The sequence below is a fragment of the Paenibacillus herberti genome, assembly GCF_002233675.1.
Lineage (GTDB): Bacteria > Bacillota > Bacilli > Paenibacillales > Paenibacillaceae > Paenibacillus_O > Paenibacillus_O herberti.
Window position 1 is genome coordinate 1,021,091 of the sequence record NZ_NMUQ01000001.1, and the last position, 22,053, is coordinate 1,043,143.

Annotated in this window: 18 protein-coding genes and 1 pseudogene; 18 read left to right on the forward strand and 1 reads right to left on the reverse strand. The window is 52.6% G+C overall.

Annotated features, from left to right (window positions below; all coding sequences use genetic code 11):
* Nucleotides 1-123: 123 nt before the first annotated feature.
* The 7 genes from pyrH to proS all read left to right on the forward strand — a co-directional run bounded on the left by pyrH (nt 124) and on the right by proS (nt 7,217).
* Nucleotides 124-852, forward strand: a complete 729-nt coding sequence (pyrH, locus tag CGZ75_RS04725; protein ID WP_089523101.1) for a UMP kinase — start codon at nt 124-126, stop codon at nt 850-852.
* A gap of 1 nt (nt 853) precedes the next feature.
* The gene (gene frr / locus CGZ75_RS04730) at nt 854-1,408 is read left to right on the forward strand and encodes a ribosome recycling factor (RefSeq protein ID WP_089523102.1); all 555 of its coding nucleotides are present in this window, start codon (nt 854-856) and stop codon (nt 1,406-1,408) included.
* Between the two features lie 212 nt (nt 1,409-1,620).
* The gene (locus CGZ75_RS04735; protein ID WP_089523103.1) at nt 1,621-2,388 is read left to right on the forward strand and encodes an undecaprenyl pyrophosphate synthase; all 768 of its coding nucleotides are present in this window, start codon (nt 1,621-1,623) and stop codon (nt 2,386-2,388) included.
* A gap of 26 nt (nt 2,389-2,414) precedes the next feature.
* Nucleotides 2,415-3,209 carry a phosphatidate cytidylyltransferase gene (locus CGZ75_RS04740; RefSeq protein WP_089523104.1) on the forward strand — a complete coding sequence of 265 codons (795 nt, stop codon included), beginning with the start codon at nt 2,415-2,417 and terminating at the stop codon, nt 3,207-3,209.
* A 47-nt stretch (nt 3,210-3,256) separates the two neighbouring features.
* Nucleotides 3,257-4,396 (forward strand): 1-deoxy-D-xylulose-5-phosphate reductoisomerase, encoded by a 1,140-nt coding sequence (locus CGZ75_RS04745; RefSeq protein ID WP_089523105.1) that lies wholly within the window; start codon nt 3,257-3,259, stop codon nt 4,394-4,396.
* A gap of 76 nt (nt 4,397-4,472) precedes the next feature.
* Entirely contained in the window at nt 4,473-5,747 is a 1,275-nt protein-coding gene (gene rseP, locus CGZ75_RS04750; protein WP_089523106.1) for an RIP metalloprotease RseP, read from the forward strand.
* Nucleotides 5,748-5,768: 21 nt separating this feature from the next.
* On the forward strand, nt 5,769-7,217 hold the full coding sequence (proS, locus tag CGZ75_RS04755; protein ID WP_089523107.1) for a proline--tRNA ligase: 1,449 nt from the start codon (nt 5,769-5,771) through the stop codon (nt 7,215-7,217).
* A gap of 776 nt (nt 7,218-7,993) precedes the next feature.
* On the opposite strand, the pseudogene CGZ75_RS25715 reads toward proS, so the two are convergent.
* Nucleotides 7,994-8,101: pseudogene (locus tag CGZ75_RS25715) on the reverse strand (IS66 family transposase); the annotation flags it as partial.
* Nucleotides 8,102-8,605: 504 nt separating this feature from the next.
* On the opposite strand from CGZ75_RS25715, the gene CGZ75_RS04760 reads away from it, so the two are divergent.
* The 11 genes from CGZ75_RS04760 (at nt 8,606) to rpsO (ending at nt 22,027) form a co-directional block, all read left to right on the forward strand.
* Nucleotides 8,606-12,910 (forward strand): PolC-type DNA polymerase III, encoded by a 4,305-nt coding sequence (locus CGZ75_RS04760; protein WP_089523108.1) that lies wholly within the window; start codon nt 8,606-8,608, stop codon nt 12,908-12,910.
* A 213-nt stretch (nt 12,911-13,123) separates the two neighbouring features.
* Nucleotides 13,124-13,585, forward strand: a complete 462-nt coding sequence (gene rimP, locus CGZ75_RS04765) for a ribosome maturation factor RimP (RefSeq protein ID WP_089523109.1) — start codon at nt 13,124-13,126, stop codon at nt 13,583-13,585.
* A gap of 27 nt (nt 13,586-13,612) precedes the next feature.
* A complete protein-coding gene (gene nusA, locus CGZ75_RS04770; protein ID WP_089523110.1) occupies nt 13,613-14,710 on the forward strand; it encodes a transcription termination factor NusA in 1,098 nt (365 codons plus the stop codon).
* Nucleotides 14,711-14,728: 18 nt separating this feature from the next.
* Complete coding sequence (gene rnpM, locus CGZ75_RS04775) at nt 14,729-15,046, forward strand: RNase P modulator RnpM (RefSeq protein ID WP_089523111.1); 318 nt, start codon at nt 14,729-14,731, stop codon at nt 15,044-15,046.
* Entirely contained in the window at nt 15,039-15,362 is a 324-nt protein-coding gene (locus CGZ75_RS04780; RefSeq protein ID WP_089524558.1) for a L7Ae/L30e/S12e/Gadd45 family ribosomal protein, read from the forward strand. The genes rnpM and CGZ75_RS04780 overlap by 8 nt, the downstream gene beginning before the upstream one ends.
* A complete protein-coding gene (infB, locus tag CGZ75_RS04785; RefSeq protein ID WP_089523112.1) occupies nt 15,355-18,285 on the forward strand; it encodes a translation initiation factor IF-2 in 2,931 nt (976 codons plus the stop codon). The genes CGZ75_RS04780 and infB overlap by 8 nt, the downstream gene beginning before the upstream one ends.
* Before the next feature lie 15 nt (nt 18,286-18,300).
* Entirely contained in the window at nt 18,301-18,657 is a 357-nt protein-coding gene (gene rbfA, locus CGZ75_RS04790) for a 30S ribosome-binding factor RbfA (RefSeq protein ID WP_089523113.1), read from the forward strand.
* Nucleotides 18,654-19,634, forward strand: coding sequence for a DHH family phosphoesterase (locus tag CGZ75_RS04795; RefSeq protein WP_089523114.1), 981 nt, complete (start codon nt 18,654-18,656; stop codon nt 19,632-19,634). Before rbfA ends, CGZ75_RS04795 begins: the two co-directional genes overlap by 4 nt.
* Nucleotides 19,634-20,551: a tRNA pseudouridine(55) synthase TruB gene (gene truB, locus CGZ75_RS04800; protein WP_089523115.1), complete on the forward strand. Its 918-nt coding sequence runs from the start codon at nt 19,634-19,636 to the stop codon at nt 20,549-20,551. The genes CGZ75_RS04795 and truB overlap by 1 nt, the downstream gene beginning before the upstream one ends.
* Before the next feature lie 74 nt (nt 20,552-20,625).
* Nucleotides 20,626-21,588, forward strand: coding sequence for a bifunctional riboflavin kinase/FAD synthetase (locus CGZ75_RS04805; RefSeq protein ID WP_089524559.1), 963 nt, complete (start codon nt 20,626-20,628; stop codon nt 21,586-21,588).
* A 169-nt stretch (nt 21,589-21,757) separates the two neighbouring features.
* Complete coding sequence (rpsO, locus tag CGZ75_RS04810) at nt 21,758-22,027, forward strand: 30S ribosomal protein S15 (protein WP_089523116.1); 270 nt, start codon at nt 21,758-21,760, stop codon at nt 22,025-22,027.
* Nucleotides 22,028-22,053: the final 26 nt, after the last annotated feature.

The following is a 22,053-nucleotide window of genomic DNA, read 5'->3' on the forward strand; positions in this document are numbered from 1 at the left end:
CCCGGCAACACATGCCGTTTACTAGGTCAGCGAGGCTGGACAGCTTTATTCTAAATGCTGTCACGCTCTTTTTTTGAAACTTTTATTGCATTGAAATCTGTCTTGAACATGGAGGTATTTACGTTGGAGAGTCCCGTCTATAAACGCATCGTACTGAAGGTGAGCGGTGAATCACTTTCGGGTCAAGCCGGTTACGGCATTGAAGCCGATATGATTTCATCCATCGCGCAGCAAATCAAGGAAGTCGTGGAGTTGGGCATAGAGGTAGCTATTGTCGTCGGCGGAGGCAACATCTGGCGCGGTATTGCCGGTACAGCTAAAGGCATCGACCGGGCTACGGCTGACTACATGGGGATGCTCGCAACCGTCATGAACTCGCTCGCCCTCCAGGATGCGCTGGAATCCATTGACGTCCCAACCCGCGTTCAAACCTCCATTGCTATGCAGCAAATCGCGGAACCTTATATTCGCCGCCGGGCGATCCGCCATCTGGAAAAAGGACGTGTCGTCATTTTTGCAGCCGGTACCGGCAATCCTTTCTTCTCCACGGATACGACGGCAGCACTGCGTGCGGCTGAGATCGAGGCAGAGGTTATCCTCATGGCCAAAAACAAGGTTGATGGCGTTTATTCCGCAGATCCGTTCAAGGATGAAACGGCCGAAAAGTTCGAGCAGCTGACTTATATGGATGTGCTCAACCGCAATCTGGGCGTGATGGACTCGACCTCCACTTCGCTCTGCATGGACAATAATATTCCGCTCATTGTATTCGCCATTACGATCCCTGGCAATATTAAGCGTGTCGTGCTTGGCGATAAGATCGGAACCATCGTGAAAGGAAGTGCCAACTAATATGCCGCAATCCATTAAATTAGACGCAACCGAGCGGATGGAGAAAGCGATTGGCGCCTTGAAGCGCGATCTGGCCACGCTGCGCGCGGGTCGTGCAGCACCGGCTCTGCTCGATCGCATTCAAGTGGAGTATTATGGAGCTATGACGCCGCTTAATCAGCTGGCTAACATCAACACTCCAGACTCCAGAACACTGTTCATCCAGCCTTGGGACAAATCGTCGCTTAGTGACATCGAGCGCGCCATTATGAAATCCGACCTCGGTTTGACTCCTTCGAATGACGGAGCTTCTATCCGCATTCAAGTACCCATGCTGACTGAGGAACGCCGTACAGATCTGGTCAAAATGACTAAGAAATTCGGCGAGGAAGCTAAGGTTGCAATCCGTAATATCCGCAGAGATGCGAATGACTCCATTAAAAAGCTGGAGAAAACGGATATTTCTGAGGATGAGTCCAAGCGTCATCAGGAAGACATTCAAAAATCGACGGATAAATATGTTGCTGAAGTCGATAAAGTATTGGCATCCAAAGAAAAAGAAATTATGGAAGTATAAAGCGGACCGAGCCATACGGATGTGATGCCTTCTTGGTCAGCTATTCCGTAGGGGTGGAACTATGTGGATGATCCCGATGAGGGCATGCATTCTAGAGTGATTTTGCATCCGCTGTGCATGAGCGGCCCCTCCCTTACAGGTGGGGGTTTGCCTGCATCAGGCCCCATATCCCGGTCTGTGAAAGATTCAATGCCTGCGGGGAGGAAGTTGGAATGATTGACAGATTTTGGTCAAGACGCGGCAAAACATCTCCGCAGGAGGCTGATCTGCCGGCTGGGGAAAATGTACCGCAGCATGTCGCCATTATAATGGACGGCAACGGCCGATGGGCTCAAAATCGCGGGTTGCCGAGATTCGCCGGCCACCATAGCGGAATGAAGGCGGTCAAAAAGGTAACGATGGCCGCTGATCGGGCCGGAGTTAAGTATTTGACCTTGTATGCTTTTTCTACAGAGAACTGGAAACGGCCTAAGTCGGAAGTCGATTTCTTGATGCGCTTGCCGCAGGAATTTCTGGCTCTTGAGCTGGAAGAACTGATAGAGAATAATGTGCAAGTACGCATGATGGGTTATCAGGAAAATCTCCCCTCCTATACGCTAGAAGCACTTGAGGAAGCAATCGAGAAAACGAAGGACAATACCGGGCTCGTGCTCAATTTCGCCTTGAATTATGGGAGTAGGGCAGAAATGGTCGATGCGGTGCGCGCGATTGCGACGGATGCCGTAGCAGGCCAGCTAAACCCGGATGACATCGACGAGAGGCTGTTTGCCGGTCGGCTGTTTAGCAGTGAGCTACCGGATCCTGATCTTCTGATTCGTACGAGCGGTGAGCTCCGTCTCAGCAATTTCATGTTATGGCAGCTTGCTTACAGCGAATTATGGTTCACCGATGTGTACTGGCCAGCCTTTACGGAGGAGCTTTTCCAGGAAGCTATAACGGAATACCAGCGGCGAGCCAGACGGTTCGGCGGTTTGACCTAGTCTGCTTTTCAAGCGAGGACAAAGCGATGAAACAACGTATTTTGACAGGAGTAGGAGCAGGAGTGTTCTTTCTGCTGCTTCTGGTCGTTGGCGGCCAGATCTATTATTGTCTGCTTCTGCTGCTTGCTCTGATCGGGTTCTACGAATATTTAAGATTGAACGGTTTCCATCCCTTTCACCCGGCTGGGCTTATCGGCTATGCCGGGGTTCTTTTTTTTATGCTGCCTTGGGAGGATATGGGGATTGGGGTTCCGCCTGATGGGACGGCCATTTGGCTGTTATTGCTGCTGCTGTTAGCTGTCACGGTTCTATCCAAAAATAAAACAGCACTTGATGGTGCTGCACTGTTGTTGCTTGGAGCCATCTATGTCGGTTACGGTTTCGCCTCCATGTACGAAGTCAGGGAATCGGAGCCCTACGGGCTTTATCTGTCTTTCCTCAGCTTTGCCTGCATTTGGTCTTCGGATATCGGCGCTTACTTTATCGGCAAGGCGATCGGACGGAAAAAGCTGTGGCCTGCAATTAGCCCGAACAAAACGATTGAAGGATCGCTAGGCGGAATTGCCGCTTCCATTATTGTCGCGGTTATTTTCCAGCTATGCGCACCGGAAATCATCGGTCTTGGACATGCTATTCTAATCGGAACGGTGGCGGCCATCGCAGGACAGTTCGGCGATCTTATCCAATCGGCCTACAAGCGTTTTCGCGGCGTCAAGGACAGCGGTAAGCTGCTGCCTGGACATGGCGGAGTGCTGGATCGCTGCGACAGCTGGATCATCGTGTTTCCGCTGCTCGTATTAACGGGCTTGCTCCCTATTTAGCCACCTGTTCACACTTACATAACAAGTTGATAAGGGGAGATGCCGCGGTGAAAAAAATAACCATTCTGGGCTCGACTGGTTCAGTTGGAACACAGACGCTGGAGGTGCTTTCCCAGCACCCAGAACGCTTCGAGCTGGATGGACTGGCAGCAGGGGGCAATGTCAGCTTGCTGATTCAGCAGGCGCTCCGCTTCCGTCCCAAGCGAGTATGTCTCGCTACAGAGGAGGCTGCTCGCGAAGCGAGAGCGGCTTTGCCAACCGGCATCGAGGTGCTGCAAGGTGAAGATGGGCTTGTGGAGATCGCTGGAAGCGGCGATGCGGACACGGTCGTCACGGCGATTATGGGCAGCCGAGGCTTAGTCCCTACGCTGGCTGCGATTGAAGCGGGACGCAATATTGCACTGGCTAACAAGGAAACGCTGGTCACGGCGGGTCATCTTGTTATGGAGGCGGCCAAGCGTAAAGGAGTTTCCATTTTGCCGGTGGACAGCGAGCATTCTGCTATTTTCCAATGTCTGAACGGCGAGCGTCGCGAGGATGTCCGGGGCATTACACTGACGGCATCGGGAGGCTCCTTCCGCGATCGCACGCGGGAGCAGTTGCAGGGCGTGACGGTGGAGGAAGCGTTGAGCCATCCTAACTGGTCGATGGGCGCCAAAATAACGATCGATTCCGCCACGATGGTCAACAAGGGGCTTGAGGTGATCGAGGCCAGATGGCTGTTCGGACTGGATTATGATCAGATTGGCGTGCTTATCCATCCCGAAAGCATCATCCATTCTTACGTGGAATTCAAGGATAATAGTATTGTTGCTCAGCTCGGATTACCGGATATGAGCGTACCGATTCAATACGCATTGTCCTACCCAGAGCGGCTCGGCAATGCGTCTGGTCGCTTGAGTCTTGCCGAGTATGGCAAGCTTACGTTCCGCGAGATGGACTTCGACCGTTTTCGCTGCCTTGCGCTGGCTTATGAGAGCGGCCGCTTAGGCGGTACCGCGACGACGGTATTCAACGCTGCGAATGAGGTGGCAGTGGATCGCTTTTTGCGTGGAGAAATTGAGTTTCTTGCTATTGAGACCGTCCTGGAGAAGGTTATGGAAAAGTACGAGCCCATTGCTAATCCGGGACTGGAAGCGATCATTGAAGCGGATTTATGGGCTCGAAGGACGGCAACTTCCCTGTAGGGCGGTTCTCTTGTGCCAGGCTGGAGAATAATGATAATCTAGGTACAGGCCGTTACGACAGGAGGCACCACCATCGATGGATACATTACAGGTCATATTCATGACCGTTCTTGTGTTTTTTGTCATTGTCACCATTCATGAATGGGGACACTACTATTTTGCCAAACGGGCAGGCATTCTCGTGCGGGAATTCGCTATCGGGTTTGGCCCGAAGCTGTTCTCGATTAAGCGCGGCGAGACACGTTTCACCTTGCGTTTGATCCCTGCTGGCGGTTTCGTCCGCATGGCGGGTGAAGATCCGGAGCTTGTTGAGGTTCAGCCTGGTCAGACTGTTGCCGTCCGAGTGAAAAATGGCAAGGTTACAAGGGTTTATCTCGATAAGCTGGATGAGCGTAGCGGTGTTATCCGCGGTGAGGTTGAGACGATCGACCTGGAGCGCAAGCTATTCGTGCAGCTGCTCGTCGAGGGTGAGTCCGAGAGATATGAGATGCACCCGCAGGCACTGCTTATCGCCAAGGGGCGCGACACACAGATTGCTCCACTGGATCGCCAATTCGCTAGCAAAACGGTAGGACAGCGCGCGCTCGCGATTGCCGCCGGGCCTTTCATGAATTTCATTCTCGCGATTGTCCTGTTCGCCGTCTACATCCAGATGACAGGTGTCGTCGTGGACAATCCGAAACATTTGGAGATCAACACCGTTGTAGATGGCATGCCTGCTAAAGCAGCCGGGCTTCAAAAAGGCGACGTCATCCAATCCGTTGCTGGAACTGAAGTCGGGATAGACTATGATCGCATGATCGAAGTCATCGGCAAGTCCGCCGGCAAGGAAATCGAGATTAAGGTAAGTCGGGCGGGAGAGCCGCTCACCTTAACGATGACGCCTAAACTGGATGAAGAGAGCAAAATGGGCAAGGTTGGCGTCACAGCCACCTATCCGATGCGTTCCGCTACATTCACCGAGACGGTGACCGGAACCTACACGCTTATGAAGGGTATGACAATAGCCATTTTTCAAGGCTTCGGCCAACTGATTACGGGCAACTTCAAGCTCGATGATCTTGGCGGACCGGTACGTACGGCGGAAGTGACTGGCGAAATTGCGCGTCAGGGCGAAGCACAACTAATAAGATGGACAGCGCTGCTCAGTTTGTATCTTGGCATTTTCAACCTGTTGCCGATTCCGGCGTTGGACGGCAGTCGTCTCGTATTCATCGGAATTGAGGCGCTACGCGGCAGGCCGATTGATCCAGCAAGGGAAAGCATGGTGCATGTTGTCGGCTTCATGATGCTGATGCTGCTCATGTTAGCCGTAACTTATAATGATATATTGCGACTTGTTAAAGGGTAGAGGGGAGCTGTCGTTTCAGCTATGTCGAAAGAAAAGCAATTCGTAACCGAAATTACTCCGCAGGGAGAGGATTTCTCCCGTTGGTATATTGATGTAATCAAAAAAGCCGAGCTGATGGACTATTCTCCGGTCAGAGGCTGTATCGTTTTCCGGCCAGACGGCTATGAAATTTGGGAACATATTAAGGAAGAGCTGGACCGTCGTTTCAAGGAGACGGGTCATCGCAACGCCTACTTCCCGCTGTTCATTCCGGAGAGCTTTTTCCAAAAAGAAAAAGAGCATGTCGAGGGCTTCAATCCCGAGCTTCCTTGGGTAACGGAAGCCGGCGGCGAGCTGCTTGAGGAAAGACTGGCTATTCGCCCAACGTCGGAGACGATGATCGGTCATATGTACAGCAAGTGGATTCACTCGTACCGCGACCTTCCTGTGCTGATCAACCAATGGGCGAACGTCGTCCGCTGGGAAAAGCGTACCTTGCCGTTCCTTCGCACGAGCGAGTTCCTCTGGCAGGAAGGCCATACTGCACATGAAACAGAATCCGAGGCGCGCGAGGAAACGATGCGCATGCTGGAAACTTATCGCAGCTTCGTCGAGGACTATCTTGCGATTCCGGTTATCAGCGGCGAAAAAACGCCATCCGAGCGTTTTGCCGGTGCTGTAGACACCTATTCCATCGAAGCGATGATGAAGGATGGGCGCGCAGTACAAGCGGGAACGTCGCATTACCTTGGCAACAAATTTGCCGTGGCATTCGATATTAAGTTCCTCGACCGCGACAATCAGCAGCAGTTCGCTCATACAACTTCTTGGGGTGTCAGCACTCGTTTGATCGGTTCCTTGATCATGGTGCATGGCGATGACCGTGGCCTCGTATTGCCGCCGAAGGTTGCACCAACCCAAGTGATCATGATCCCAATTGGACCTCCTAAAACCCGTGATGCTGTCATTGCTCGTGTCGACGAGCTTTATTGCCAGCTTAAAGGAGCCGGTGTCCGCGTTCGTGTCGACGACCGTTCCGATATGAGCCCGGGCTGGAAATTCAATGAGTATGAAATGCGCGGTGTACCGATCCGTCTGGAACTCGGACCTCGCGATATGGATAACGGCGTCTGCGTGCTTGTCTCCCGCGTCAGCGGCGAGAAACGCATTGTCGCTCAAGCCGATCTCGTTTCCGAAATTTCCCGTATGCTGGAGGAAGTTCATCACGAAATGTACGAGAAGGCCAAATCTTTCCGCGCGGACAACACCCATGCGGTTGATACGCTGGACGAAATGAAGGCGCTGCTGGAGCAGAAGCGTGGCTTCGTTACGGCTGGCTGGTGTGGTTCTGCCGCTTGCGAGAAGCAGGTCAAGGAAGAGACCGGCGCTACGAGCCGCAACATTCCATTCGACCCTGCCGAGCGCAAGGCTAACTGTCTGTGCTGCGGCGAAAAGGCCGAGCATACCGTTGTATTTGCTCGCGCTTACTAAGCTTCAAATCTGATTGTGTCAGTTTACAAAAAAAGAAGCCCGCCTCGGGCTTCTTTTTTGCATTCCGGGGTAATATGAATCCGCATGGCGAAGCGGGTTACCGCTTCGAGAACAAGCGGTGATCCTAGATAAGAAAAAGGGGAATATGAATTTATACGAATATGTTTCAATTTTAAAAGAGATCAACGAAAGAGGGAATTAATGGTGAAGAGAAAATAGGGTGATCTATCTCATTGGAGAGGAATATTACAGAAGACATACAGACAAATGTATATCGAAGAAGTGGATTTCACGGGGCATGTTACACTTGTTGTTTTTAATAAAGGGTACTACTTAGGTACCTATATAGGTAAATGATAAACGTCCGAATAATCCTGCGCTGTGCAGGATCATCGGGGGCGTGCTTCTCCTCTGGAATTGAATAGGGTTTGAACTCGTCTTTCGTGGGCAACGCAACTTTTTTTGTACGATTTATCGTATAAAACTCGGTTTATAGCCGCCTCTTTTCAACACTTTGTATGATAAAACATACAAAGCCGAGCTTTCGTCGCCTATGCCCAGCCATTTTGAATGATTTATCGTACAATATCTAAAATATCAGCACGGCCCGAATGCATGTTGAGTGAAAAATCATACAAAATGTGCATGCCCACATCAATACGAGACTGATTTGGTGTTACGACTTAAGCCTATCTAAGCCGCAGTTGCCCCGACAAGGCTGAGACAAGCGAAGGGAGCAGCTCCAGCTCCCGTCGAAACCACAATGCGCTTCGAACGAATTGCCGGGCTCCTTCCGTCGTTCGAAAACTCCCGGAAACCTTCTGTTTGACCTTCACCAAACGCGAGTCTCGCTTCGCTGGGTTGTTGTCAAACGGGATCTGGTCATCCGAATAGTGCGCCCTAGCTAAATTTAGAGGTACCTAAGTAGTAACTTTGGGACCAGTCTAATCCGTTATCTTCTTTCTACAAAACGAACAAGGAAGCGGAGCGAAACTTGGACAAGCACTACGACACCCGTCCACATGGACGGGTGTCGTTGGAGATAGAATGGGGCCGATAAGGCTATCATTCTATATAAGATGAATTAATGAAATAAACGAGGAAGCGGAGCGAACCGGCCTTCTGGAGAAGCAACGCGTTCGCCTTTGTAGGCGGATTCCCCCCTTATAGAGGGGGTAGGGAAATCAGGGAATCCGACTACAACAGCGATCGGAAGAAGGACCGGTTCGCGCAGCGAGTTCCATCGTAATATTTCTAAGCACAGCATATAGATTAGCCATTCGAACACTAGTCGTTTCGCATCTGACGACAACTTCCTATGTTCTTCCCCTATCTTCAACGCTATAATAAGAGTCTATGAAGTTTTAGCGTTAATCAGGAGGAATGACATGAGCGAGGGCAAGAGACAGCGTTTTGAGCTGTTGATGAAGCAAGCGGAGCTGCCGCCGGAGCTGGTCGGGAACCATTTTACCGATGGACATATTGAGAAGGTATTGGTCAGCCCGAGCAACCGCGAATGGACGTTTTACATTACAAAAAGCTCCCTAGTGAAGAAGGATTTTTATACGATTTTTTGCCGTATGATCAAGCAGAAATTCAGTCATCTGGCCGAGGTGTCCTTCTGCTTCACGTACGATGAGGAAGTATCCACCGACGAGCTGGCGCTGGAATATTGGCCGCTGTTCGTTGAATGGGCACAGCAGGAGATGGCTTCAGTCAACGGCTGGCTCGCAAAGGCCGCTCCATCGGCTAGTGGCGGAGCGCTGCAAATTATGCTGATGGACCGCGCAGGACTAGAGCTCGCAAAGCGCAAAAAAATCGATGAAGCGATTGTGCGCTTTTATGAAGATCGGTTCCGCCGGACGCTGCGTGTCAAGCTGACCGCTGGTGAAAATGCGCGTGAGCTGTACGAAGAATTCGAGAAACGAGTTGTGCAGGAGAACAGCGAGCAAGTGCAGCAAATCATGGAGAGTGTAACATCCGAAGCGGTACCGGAGGCGGAAGAGGGCGATGTGAGACTTGCTGTCGGCTACGATATCCGCGAAGAAGCCGTCCCGATGATGAATATCGTTGAAGAAGAGAAAAAGATTACGGTGCAAGGCACTGTTTTCGGCCTCGATGTCAAGGAGCTGCGCAACGGAAGTACGCTGTTTACATTTAATGTGACGGACTTTACGGATTCCATGGCGATGAAGATGTTTGCCAAAACAAAGGAAGATGTAAAAGTTCTCTCCAAACTGTTCAATGGCAAATGGATTAAAGCACGTGGTCGCGTGGAATATGATCGCTTTATGCAGGAGCCGGAACTGGTCATGATGCCGAGTGATTTGCATGAGGTGCATGCGCCCAAGGAGCGTACCGATACGGCCGAGGTCAAGCGTGTAGAGTTCCATTTGCACACGACGATGAGTACGATGGACGCGGTAACATCTGTAGACACTTACATCAAGACGGCTGCCAAGTGGGGCCATTCTGCAATCGCCGTAACCGATCATGGCAATGTGCAGTGTTATCCGGATGCTTTTAAACATGGCAAGAAAAACGGCGTTAAGGTGTTGTTCGGCGTTGAAGCCAATGTCGTAAACGATGCCGTGCCGATGGTACTTAACTCAAGGGAAGAGTCGCTCAAAGACGCGGAATATGTCGTTTTCGATATCGAGACGACGGGCCTGTCCATCGTGAATTGTAAAATTATCGAGCTGGCTGGTGTCAAGTACAAGAATGGCCATGAGATTGATCGGTTCGCGACGTTTATTGACCCGCATGAGAAAATTCCTTACCATATCCAGCAATTGACCAATATTACGGATGATATGGTGCGGGGTGCGCCAGAGCTGGAGCCCAAGCTGAGGGAGTTCATCGAGTTTGTTGGAGACTGCGTATTAGTTGCGCATAACGCCCGATTCGATATTGGCTTCATTCAAGCTTCTTGCAAAGCCATCGGCATCCCTGAGCTGAAGAACCCAGTGCTCGATACGCTGGAGCTGGCAAGATTTTTGCATCCAACGATGAAAAATCACCGACTGAACACGCTGGCTACTAAGTACAAAGCTGGTCTCGAGAGCCATCACCGCGCTATCGACGATTCCGTGGCGCTGGCCGGTATTCTGCATGGTCTGATCAACGATGCAGCGGAGCGTAATGTGACGGGATTGCATCAGCTGAATGATTATGTCGGTATGGACATTTCCAACAGCCGGCCTTTCCACTGCAATATTTACGCGCTGAACGCAGTGGGCAAAAAAAATCTATTCAAGCTGATCTCGCTGTCGCATACTCAACATTTCAAACGTGTCGCCTGCATCCCGAAAAGCAAGCTGAAGGATCTGCGCGAAGGACTGCTTGTTATATCCGGCTGTGAAAAGAGCGAGTTCTTTGAAACTGTGCTCAACAAAACGGTCGAGGAAGCCGAGGACGTAGCGGAATTCTATGACGTGCTGGAAATTCAGCCGGTCGATTTCTATATGCATCTAGTCGACAAGGGACTTGTCAGCAGCCGTGCCGAGATCGAAGAAGCAATGCGCAAAATATGCCGAATCGGCGACAAGCTCCGCAAGCCGGTCATTGCGACCGGCAACGTACATTACCTCAATCCGCGTGAAAAGATGTACCGCGAGATTACGATCCTGGGTATTACAGGTTTCAGTCCGCTCAAAAATCAGCGCCTTCCGGATGCGCATTTGCGTACGACGGATGAGATGTTGCAGGAGTTCCGCTTCCTTGGTGATGAGCTTGCCTATCAGGTTGTCGTGACGAATACGGTAGAGCTGGCGGAACGGTTCGAGTCATACGAAATGTTCCCGGATAAGCTGTATACGCCAATTATCGAGGGAGCGGATGACGAAATCCGCGAAACTTGCTACGCCACGGCGCGCAAGTTGTACGGAGAGGATCTGCCGCAGGTCGTCATCGACCGGTTGGAGAAGGAACTCATACCGATTATTAAATACGGCTTCTCCGCCAACTATTTAATCTCAGAGCGGCTCGTCAAAAAGTCCAACGAAGACGGTTATCTAGTCGGTTCCCGTGGGTCCGTCGGCAGCTCTGTCGTCGCAACTTTCCTCGGTATTTCCGAAGTTAACCCGCTGCCTCCGCATTTCCTTTGTAAGACAGATGGTTGCTGTCACAGCGAATGGATTCTTGATGGTAGCGTGTCATCCGGCTATAACTTGGCAGATAAGGCTTGTCCGAAGTGTGGATCCATGATGCGAGGCGACGGACAGGACATTCCGTTCGAGACCTTCCTTGGTTTCAAGGGCGACAAGGTTCCCGATATCGATCTCAACTTCTCCGGCGAGTATCAACCGATTGCGCATAACTTTACCAAGGAGATTTTCGGGGAAAAATGTGTGTTCCGTGCCGGGACGATCGGTACGGTAGCAGAGAAAACGGCTTACGGCTTTGCCAAGAAATATGAGGAAGAGAAGGGGCGCAAATGGCGCGGAGCGGAGCTTAGCCGCCTTGCTTCCGGTTGTACGGGAGTGAAGCGGAGCACCGGCCAGCATCCCGGCGGCATTGTCGTTGTACCGGATTATATGGAAGTCGAGGATATTACACCGGTCCAGTATCCCGCTGACGACACGGGCGCCGAGTGGAAAACGACTCATTTTGACTACCATGCATTCGACGCGAACTTGCTTAAGCTTGATATTCTTGGGCACGATGACCCGACGATGATGAGGATGTTGCAGGATCTGACGGGCATTGACCCAACAACGATCCCGATGAATGATCCAAAAGTCATGAGCATGTTCAACTCTACGGCAGCACTCGGCGTAACGCCGGAAAAGATTCGCTCCAAGGTTGCTACCTACGGCGTGCCGGAGATGGGCACAAAGTTCGTTCGCCAAATGCTAGAGGAGACGCAGCCCACTTCGTTCGCGGACTTATTGCAAATCTCGGGTCTGTCACATGGCACGGGCGTATGGATTGGCAACGCGCAAGAGCTGATTAAGAAGGGCACCTGTACGATCAAAACCGTTATTGGCTGCCGCGACGAGATTATGCTCTTCCTGATCTACAAGGCAGGTATGGACGCCGGACTCGCTTTCAAAATTACCGAGAGCGTGCGTAAAGGCAAGGGATTGACGCCGGAATGGATCGAGGAAATGAAACGCTGCAAGGTTCCTCAGTGGTACATCGATTCCTGCCTGCGCATTGAGTACATGTTTCCGAAAGCGCATGCCGCCGCTTACGTCATTTCGGCTGTGCGCACCGCATTTTTCAAGCTCTATCATCCAATTGCCTATTATGCAACCTACTTCACGGTGCGGGCGGAAGACTTCGATCTTGAGCTGCTTTGCCAGGGTTACGACAGCATTCTGAAAAGGTTGGTCGAGATCGAGCAGAAAGGTTTCGCGGCTTTGCCGAAAGAGAAAGCTGCGGTATCCATTCTCGAGATGGCGCTGGAAATGACGGCGCGCGGCTTCTCTTTCAAGCCGGTTGACCTGTATGTCTCCGATTCTACCCGTTGGACGATCGATGGCGACAGCCTCACTCCTCCATTCGCAGCGATTGCTGGTATTGGCGATAATGCGGCACGCAATATCGCTGGTGCACGCGATGCGGGCGAATATCTATCGGTGGAAGACTTCCAACAGCGCTCCAAGGCGACCAAGACAACTATCGAAGTTTTGGGCAATATGGGTTGTTTCAGGGGGCTGCCGGAATCGAATCAACTTTCCCTGTTCTAGCTCCACCGATCGCGTTATGGCGCGAACATACTCGTTTAATCTGTTTCCTGGTAAAAGGCTTGAGAGGAAAACAATTCTTGTCAGTCAATACGGGTTATGATATAATTTTTTTGGTAATCATGAGGATAGAACTAACTTTCTGAAGAGTGGGGAAACCCACTCTTCACGTTTTGTCCACTACTTTTTTCGTTGGAATCAGGGGGTCTATCGGATTTGAGCACATCCAGAATCAAGGCAGTCATCGAGGAGATGGCTACGCCGTTCCTTAACGACAATGGCTTCGAGCTTGTGGATATTGAATATGTTAAGGAAGGCAACAACTGGTTCCTTCGCGTATTTGTGGATAAAGACGGCGGAATTGACATCGACGAGTGCGGCCGGATCAGCGAATATCTGAGCGAGCGCCTGGACGAGAATGATCCCGTCTCAGACGCTTATTTTTTGGAGGTTTCATCTCCAGGTGCGGAACGTCCGCTGAAGAAACCCGAGGACGTGAGCAAGGCAGTCGGCAAGCAGGTCAACGTGACTACTTACGAGCCGATTGATGGATTAAAAGAATTCGAGGGTCCTCTGCTGTCCTTCGACGGAGAGACTGTTTCCGTCCAGATTGGACGCAAAACTCACTCGATTCCATATGCCAAGGTGGCCAGCGCCAGGCTGGCTATAGTTTTCTAATTAGCGAAAGGGGGATTGACGGTTCCAATGAGTATGGACTTTATTGAAGCTCTTAATGAGATAGAGCGAGAGAAAGGAATCGCCAAGGACATCCTGCTGGAAGCGATCGAGGCGGCGCTGATCTCTAGTTACAAGCGCAACTTCAACACCGCCCAGAACGTGCGGGTGGATATTAACCGGCATACGGGCGTGATCAAAGTTTATGCTCGTAAAAATGTCGTAGAAGAAGTGCTAGATCCGCGTCTGGAAATTACCGTGGAAGCGTCCCGCGAGATCAATCCGCATTATCAGTTGGATGATGTGGCGGACATCGAAGTGACGCCTCGCGACTTTGGCCGCATCGCTGCGCAGACAGCGAAGCAGGTTGTGACCCAGCGTATTCGGGAAGCAGAACGCGGACTGATTTATAACGCTTATATCGACAAAGAGGAAGATATCGTAAATGGCATCGTGCAGCGCCAGGATACGCGTAACCTGTTCATCGATCTCGGCAAGGTAGAGGCGGTATTACCGCTGACCGAGCTGATGCCGACTGACAAGTTCAAACACGGCGACCGTGTGAAGTCTTTTATTACGAAGGTCGAGAACACGACTAAGGGGCCGCAAATTATTCTTTCGCGTACTCATCCAGGTCTGCTTAAGCGTCTGTTCGAGCTCGAGGTTCCCGAAATTTACGACGGAGTTGTCGAGATTCGTTCTGTAGCGCGTGAAGCGGGCTTCCGCTCCAAGATCGCGGTTCATTCCCGCAACGACGAGGTGGATCCGGTCGGTTCCTGCGTCGGCCAAAAGGGCATGCGCGTGCAAACGATCGTTTCGGAGCTGAAGGGCGAAAAAATCGATATTGTCCGCTGGTCGGACAGCACCGAGGAATATGTAGCGAATGCACTCAGCCCATCCAAGGTGATTGAGGTCATTGTGTTTGAGCAAGAGAAGATGGCGCGTGTCATCGTGCCTGACTATCAGCTCTCACTGGCTATCGGCATTAAGGGTCAGAACGCTCGCCTGGCGGCCAAGCTGACTGGTTGGAAGATCGACATCAAGAGCGAGACGCAAGCGGAGCAGGAATTCGGCCGGGAGCGGACGCAAGGGATATCGATGCATCAGGATTCAATCACGATCGACTAGGCACGGGGGGATTTGCTCATGAAACCTAGAAAAATCCCGCTGCGCAAATGTGTGGCCAGTCAGGAGATGCTTCCCAAGAAAGAGCTGATTCGGGTCGTCCGCACGCCGGATGGCACCATTTCGATTGACCTAACCGGCAAAAAATCCGGAAGGGGAGCTTATCTAAAAGGGACAGCAGAAAACTTCCGTCTGGCCAAGAAGACGCGGGCTCTTGATCGGGCGCTTAAACAACCGGTTCCGCCGGATATATACGATCAGCTCCAGCGCGAGTTCATTTCCGTCGAGGAACAGTTCCTCGCCGCTAAGAACCAGGAGGCGGACCAGGATGATGAGTAAGGCGCTCTCCAATCTTGGCATGGCAATGCGCGCTGGCAAGGTCGTTACCGGCGATGAAACGGTGTTGAAGACAGTTCGTCAGGGCAAAGCTTCTCTTGTCCTGGTGGCGGCTGATGCATCAGCCAACACCAAAAAGAAATACCGTGATAAGTGCGCGTCCTATGGCGTATTTATGGCCGAGGCTTTTTCTCGCGATTCACTCGGGCAAGCCCTTGGTAAGGAAGAAAGGGTCGTTGTGGCGATTACGGATCGGGGGTTCGCGAACATGATTCGGGGTCATTTGAGCCAGAATACGGAGGTGGAGAATATTGACTAAACCACAAGACGGTAAAGAAGGCAAAGAGAAGCTTCGCGTGTACGAATATGCGAAGTCCCTTAACATGAGTAGCAAGGAAATTATAACGATTCTTAAACGGCTAGATACACCTGTCAACAATCACATGAGTGTGATGGAGTCTGGCATGGTGGGCAAGGTGGAAGGTTTCTTCCGCGACATCAAAGCGAACGCCGCAGCTAAGAGGGCACAAGGGAATACGCAGGCCAACACGGCAGCGACCCGCCCAGCCGAGAAGCGGCCGGAGCAACAAGGAGTGCATACTATTCCACGTCAAGAGCAATCTCAACCTACAAACCAACAGGATCGACAGGTGACTATGAATACGACAACGAACAACCAAGGCAGCAACAGCACAGAGCAGCGTCCGTCCCAAGGAAGCAACAGCACGGAGCAACGCCCGTCCCAAGGAAGCAACAGCACAGAGCAGCGTCCGTCCCAAGGCAGCAACAGCACAGAGCAGCGTCCTTCCCAAGGCAGCGCGCAAGGACGGGGTCCCGCACCAAGCGGCGGCCAACCTAGAAGCGGCGGCCAAGGCGGCCAAAGTCGTCCGCAAGGACAAGGCAGCGGATATGGCGGCAACCGCCCAGCAGGTCAAGGCGGCGGCGGAAGCCGTCCAGCAGGACAAGGTGGCCAAAGTCGTCCAGCAGGACAAGGCGGCGGAAGCCGTCCGGCAGGACAAGGTGGCGGATACGGCGGCAATCGCCCAGCAGGTCAAGGCGGCGGCGGAAGCCGTCCGGCAGGCCAAGGCGGCGGGTACGGCGGTAGTCGTCCGGTAGGCCAAGGCGGCGGAAGCCGTCCTCCGGGTCAAGGCGGCGGATACGGCGGCGCTCGTCCGCAAGGACAGAGCAGTGCTCCGTCCGCAGGAGCAGCTCCACGCGGTGAGAGCCGCAGCACAGCTCCAGCTCCACGTACGTTCGGCGAGAACAAGCCGGCTGGCGGCGCTAGAACTGACTTCAATCGCAGCAGCGGGCCTGGCGGCGGCGCGGGACGCAGTGGCGGTCCTGGCGGCGCAGGCGCTAACCGTCGCGGTGGAGGTAAACCAGGCGGTCAGAACGGTCGTTTCGATGATCGCGGTGGCAGCTTCAGAAATCGCGGCAAAAACGGACGCGGCAAAAGCCAGCAGCCTCAGCGTGAGAAAATCGACAACACGCCTAAGAAAATCATTGTCCGCGGCAATATGATCGTGGCTGAGCTCGCTAAGCTGCTCCATAAGGACGCTTCCGAGGTCATCAAAAAGCTTATTTCCCTGGGCGTCATGGCGACGATCAACCAGGAACTTGATATCGAAACGATCCAACTTGTCGCTTCCGAGTTCAAAGTTGAGGAAGTTGAGATCAAAATCCCTGTCGAAGAGGACGATTTCGAGACAGTGGAAGAGAAAGACAACGAAGAGGATCTTCAGTCTCGTGCTCCTGTTGTAACGATTATGGGTCACGTCGATCACGGTAAAACGACGCTTCTTGATGCCATCCGTTCCACGAACGTTACAAGTGGCGAGGCAGGCGGTATCACCCAGCATATCGGCGCTTACCAAGTTGAGATCAACAACAAAAAAATTACGTTCCTGGATACCCCGGGTCACGAAGCGTTCACGATGATGCGTGCTCGCGGAGCCGAGGTAACGGACATTACGATTATCGTCGTTGCTGCGGATGACGGCGTTATGCCGCAAACGGTAGAAGCGATCAGCCATGCGAAGGCAGCTAAGGTGCCGATTATCGTAGCGGTCAACAAAATCGACAAGCCGGACGCTAATCCGGATACGATCAAACAAGAGCTTACCAAGTATGAGCTTGTACCGGAAGAGTGGGGCGGCGACACGATTTTCGTCAACGTATCCGCGAAGCAGCGTACCAATCTTGAAGAGCTCCTGGAAATGATCCTGCTCGTAGCTGAGGTCAACGATTACAAAGCGAACCCGAACAAGCGCGCTCGCGGCACCGTCCTCGAGGCCGAGCTGGACAAAGGCAAGGGCCCAATTGCCCGTGTACTCGTGCAGCATGGTACGCTCAAGATCGGCGATGCTTTTGTAGCTGGCAATACGTTCGGACGTATTCGTGCCATGATCAACGACAAGGGACGTCGTCTCAAAGAAGCCGATCCTTCCACACCGGTTGAGATCACGGGCTTGACCGAGGTGCCAAAAGCTGGCGACCCGTTCATGGTATTCGAAGACGAGCGCAAAGCTCGTGCCATTTCCGAACGTCGCTCCATTAAGCAGCGCCAGTCGCAGATGGGTGCGAACTCCCGCGTAACGCTGGATGATCTTTACAAGCACATCACAGAAGGCGAGATCAAGGACCTCAACGTTATCATCAAGGCTGACGTTCAAGGCTCGCTGGAAGCTCTCAAAGGCTCCCTTGAGAAAATCGAGGTTGAAGGTGTGCGCGTTAAGAGTATTCACAGCGGCGTAGGCGCGATTACGGAATCCGATATTGCACTTGCTTCGGCTTCCAATGCAATCGTGATCGGCTTCAACGTACGTCCTGAAATTCAGGCGGCTGTAGCGGCTGAACAAGAAAAAGTCGATGTGCGTCTGCACAACATCATCTACAACGTCATTGAAGAAATCGAGCAAGCGATGAAAGGCATGCTGGATCCAATTTTCAAGGAAGTTGTTACCGGCCACGCCGAAGTGCGTAACCTGTTCAAAGTGAGCAAAGTGGGCACAATTGCCGGCTGTATGATTATCGATGGCAAGATCGCACGTTCGTCCGAAGCTCGCGTCATTCGCGCCGGCATTGTCCTGCATCAGGGCAAGATCGATACGCTGAAGCGCTTCAAGGATGATGTGAAAGAAGTTTCACAAGGTTATGAATGCGGCATTACCCTGGAGAAATTCAATGATCTTCAAGAAGGCGACATCATTGAAGCTTTCGTCCAGGAGAAGGTAGAACGTTAAAAGAGGTGGTCCAGCATGGCTAAAATCCGTGTCGGCCGTGTCGGGGAGCAGATCAAAAAAGAGCTCAGTCAGATCATTCAGACCGAGCTTAAAGATCCCCGCATTGGCTTTATAACGGTAACCGGAGTGGACGTCACGAACGATATGTCCCAGGCGCGCGTTTATCTGAGCGTGCTCGGGAACGAAGATCAGAAGGAAGAAACGCTTAAAGCTCTGGCGCGGGGAACTGGCTTCATCCGCTCCGAGCTTGGCAAGCGGATTCGCTTTCGCCATACTCCAGAGATACTGTTCAAGTTTGACGGCAGCATCGAGTATGGCAGCAAGATCGAGTCGATTTTGACGAAAATTAATCGGGAGAATAGTGGCGAATGAGCGTAGATACGCTCCGCGACTATGAAGCCGTATTAGCATACATGAACATGGGAGACGACTACTTAGTTGTCTCCCATGTTCAGCCTGACGGGGATGCGATCAGCTCAACGCTGGCTGCAGCCTGGTTGCTGAGGAAGCTTGGCAAGCGGGTGACTCTCGTCAATGAAGATCCCGTACCAGATCGACTCTGCTTTTTGAGCGGCAGCGAACTTATCCAGCCCCTGAACGCGTTAGACTCCAAGCGGAGCTTCTCCCGTATCATTGCGGTAGACTGCGCGGATTTCAAACGGATCGGCAAAGTTGCCGAGCGGTTCGCGGATGGATACGAACTTTTAAATATCGATCATCATCCAACGAATAATTTGTATGGGGTTTGCAATCTGGTCGTACCGGATGCGGCAGCTACGGCTCAAATCCTGTACGAGTTAATCGTTGCCAGCGGTCATCCGCTGGAACTTGATGCTGCGGAGATGCTGTTCACGGGTCTATTGACGGATACTGGCGGTTTCCGCTACTCCAATACTGATACTCGTGTCATGCAGACATCGGCTAAGCTACTTGAAGTCGGCGTTAACGGACATCTCATCGCGGATCGACTGCTAGAGACGATGACAATGCCGCAGCTCAAGCTGCTGCGACTTGGTCTTAACCGGATGCAGTTCCATTACGACGATCGTGTCTGTTCCATGCTGATTACCCCGGAGGACATGGATGAAATTGGCGCGGCTCCCGACGATTTGGAGGGACTGGTCAACTATGCCCGCAACGTGGAGGGTGTGGAAGCTGGGGTGCTGTTCAAGGGAATGCGTGACGGCAGTGTCAAGGCGAGCCTTCGCTCCGGCGGATTGCTCGATGTGGCGGCAATCGCTTCTGCTTTTGGTGGAGGCGGCCACATTCGTGCTGCGGGCTGTCGACTTGACGGTACCGAAGCGATGAAGTCTCTTCTGACAGCCGTAGGGGAGGCACTTGAAACTTAATGAATGGAATATTACCGGTATGGAAGCCTGCTGGCTGGACCTCGCATGATGTCGTGGCCAAGTGCCGCAGGCTTCTCCGTACCAAAAGAATCGGCCATGCGGGTACGCTAGACCCGATGGTGACGGGTGTTCTGCCGCTATGCATCGGACCGGCTACTCGAGTAGTGGAATACTTGCAGGAGTTTCCGAAGGAATACGAAGCGGTGCTGCAGTTCGGCGTGTCGACCGATACGCAGGATCTGACCGGAGAGGTGCTGGAGCAGGTGGATGAAGTCCATCTGTCCGAAAGCAATATTCGAGAAGCGCTTCTTTCCTTCCTCGGAACGATCGTTCAACTGCCACCGATGTACTCTGCGGTCAAGGTAGACGGTAAGCGGCTGTACGAGCTGGCCCGTGAGGGCAAGACCGTTGAGCGCAAGCCGAGACAGGCGTTCATCCACGAACTGGAAGTTATTGACCTGGACCTCAATCGTCCTCATCCGCAAGTAAGATTCAGGGTACTTTGCTCAAAGGGCACTTATATCCGGACCTTATGTGTTGACATCGGCGAGAAGCTAGGCGTACCGGCAGCGATGGCGGAGCTCAAACGAACTTCCTCCGGTGGATTCCGGCAAGAGGATTGCGTAACACTTGAGGAGTTGGAACAGTTGCAGCAGCATGGCGAAGCCGTGCTTAGGCTACTGCCGGCTGACCGAGCGCTGGCTCATCTGCCGATGACCACAGCGGCAATACCTGCTATGCGGCAGGCGCTGCAAGGTAGACATATACCGTCTGCTTGGTTAGACACTCCTCCTCCGTCTGACGGATTGCTGAGGCTTTACAGCCACGAAGGACTGTTCGCCGGTTTATTCGAGGTTGAGGCTGATTCCGGCATGGTTAAGCCTGTCAAAGTATTTGCCAGACCGGAAGAGCTCTGAGCTAAGCTTATTGATTTTGTGACGGCGGAGTGATGGTAGCAGGCGAAGTTTAAGAGAAATGCAGGTGGGTGGAAGTGGAAATTCAAGTTTTGAGCTACCCGTTGGAAGAGAATGGCGAGACATCCGATGCCTCTGCCTGCGCTCTTGCCATCGGACATTTTGACGGTGTTCACTTGGGACATCGCTCTGTCATTGACCGGGCGGTAGCCAAGGCGGCCCAGAACGGCCTGCGCGCGGCAGTCATGACCTTCAATCCTCATCCGCGAGAGGTTCTCGGGCGTGGCAGCAATTATGCAGCAAGCCTGACTCCGTTGGAAGAGAAGCTCGAGCTGTTTCGCCAGGCGGGCGTGGACACGGTTTATGTGATGCGGTTTGATCCGGCGTTTGCAGAGATCAGCCCGCAGACTTTTGTCCAGGAAGTACTGCTCCGGCTTGGCGTACAGCATGCTGTAGTCGGCTTCGACTTCCGCTTCGGCCACTTCGGCAAAGGAAGCGCGGAGAGCCTGGTGGAGCTTGGTGCTGGCAATTTCAGCGTGGACGTCATCCCGGCGCAGAGCCGAGACGGGCTGAAGGTCAGCAGTACCTATGTGCGTGAAGCGCTCGAAAATGGGCAGGTTGAACTGGCAGCGGAGCTGCTTGGTCGTCCATATGCGGTGAGCGGTATTGTTGTTCACGGTGATGCGAGAGGCCGCACGATTGGCTTTCCGACGGCGAATGTGCTGCAGGATGATGTTTATGTCGTGCCGCGGCTAGGCGTTTATGCCGTGCGGGTTCATCTTCCAGCCTCCGATGACCGTCCTGCCGAAGTCAGGCCGGCTGTGCTCAACCATGGTATGAAGCCTACCTTCAACAAAGAGGGGATCGTACCTGTTCTTGAGGCGCATCTGCTCGATTTTGAAGGAGATTTATACGGCCGCCGGGTGCGCATTGAGTTTCTGCACTTCCTGCGGCCAGAACGTAAGTTCTCTGGCGTAGCTGAGCTCGTCGAACAGCTTGGCAAGGACCGTGATCAGGCTGCGGAGCTGCTTCGCGGCTGAGCTCGATCGCTGGTTTACTTTGTCTTCCGTTAATGCTATACTACGTAATGTTGTCTGGGGAGCTTCTCCCTGTGACACGCTGGCCCCGGCTTGGCCGGCCGCTCTCACCGGCGGCGGCGAGGCTGATGGCGACTGATTTAATACAATAAGCTAATGGAGGTGAACTAGGATGGCACTTACGCAAGAACGCAAACATGAGCTCATCGAAGAGCACAAGACTCACGCAACTGACACGGGTTCCCCCGAGGTTCAGGTAGCTATCCTTACTCAGAACATCGTGAACTTGACAGACCACCTGCGTACGCACAAGAAAGATCATCACTCGCGTCGCGGTCTTCTTAAGATGGTAGGTCAGCGCCGCAAGCTGCTGGCATACCTGAAGAACAATGATGTTAGACGTTACAGCGCTCTGATCGAGAAACTTGGCCTTCGCCGCTAGGACACGTCGCTGTAAATGAAGCAACC

What these genes read in the sequence shown, in the direction of transcription:
- CGZ75_RS04795 (WP_089523114.1), top strand. Translation starts at nt 18,654, where the DNA reads ATGAGCGTAGATACGCTCCGCGACTATGAAGCCGTATTAGCATACATG.
- CGZ75_RS04780 (WP_089524558.1), top strand. Translation starts at nt 15,039, where the DNA reads ATGAGTAAGGCGCTCTCCAATCTTGGCATGGCAATGCGCGCTGGCAAG.
- nusA (WP_089523110.1), top strand. Translation starts at nt 13,613, where the DNA reads ATGAGTATGGACTTTATTGAAGCTCTTAATGAGATAGAGCGAGAGAAA.
- CGZ75_RS04760 (WP_089523108.1), top strand. Translation starts at nt 8,606, where the DNA reads ATGAGCGAGGGCAAGAGACAGCGTTTTGAGCTGTTGATGAAGCAAGCG.
- rnpM (WP_089523111.1), top strand. Translation starts at nt 14,729, where the DNA reads ATGAAACCTAGAAAAATCCCGCTGCGCAAATGTGTGGCCAGTCAGGAG.
- rseP (WP_089523106.1), top strand. Translation starts at nt 4,473, where the DNA reads ATGGATACATTACAGGTCATATTCATGACCGTTCTTGTGTTTTTTGTC.
- rpsO (WP_089523116.1), top strand. Translation starts at nt 21,758, where the DNA reads ATGGCACTTACGCAAGAACGCAAACATGAGCTCATCGAAGAGCACAAG.
- CGZ75_RS04740 (WP_089523104.1), top strand. Translation starts at nt 2,415, where the DNA reads ATGAAACAACGTATTTTGACAGGAGTAGGAGCAGGAGTGTTCTTTCTG.
- truB (WP_089523115.1), top strand. Translation starts at nt 19,634, where the DNA reads ATGAATGGAATATTACCGGTATGGAAGCCTGCTGGCTGGACCTCGCAT.
- CGZ75_RS04735 (WP_089523103.1), top strand. Translation starts at nt 1,621, where the DNA reads ATGATTGACAGATTTTGGTCAAGACGCGGCAAAACATCTCCGCAGGAG.
- proS (WP_089523107.1), top strand. Translation starts at nt 5,769, where the DNA reads ATGTCGAAAGAAAAGCAATTCGTAACCGAAATTACTCCGCAGGGAGAG.
- frr (WP_089523102.1), top strand. Translation starts at nt 854, where the DNA reads ATGCCGCAATCCATTAAATTAGACGCAACCGAGCGGATGGAGAAAGCG.
- rbfA (WP_089523113.1), top strand. Translation starts at nt 18,301, where the DNA reads ATGGCTAAAATCCGTGTCGGCCGTGTCGGGGAGCAGATCAAAAAAGAG.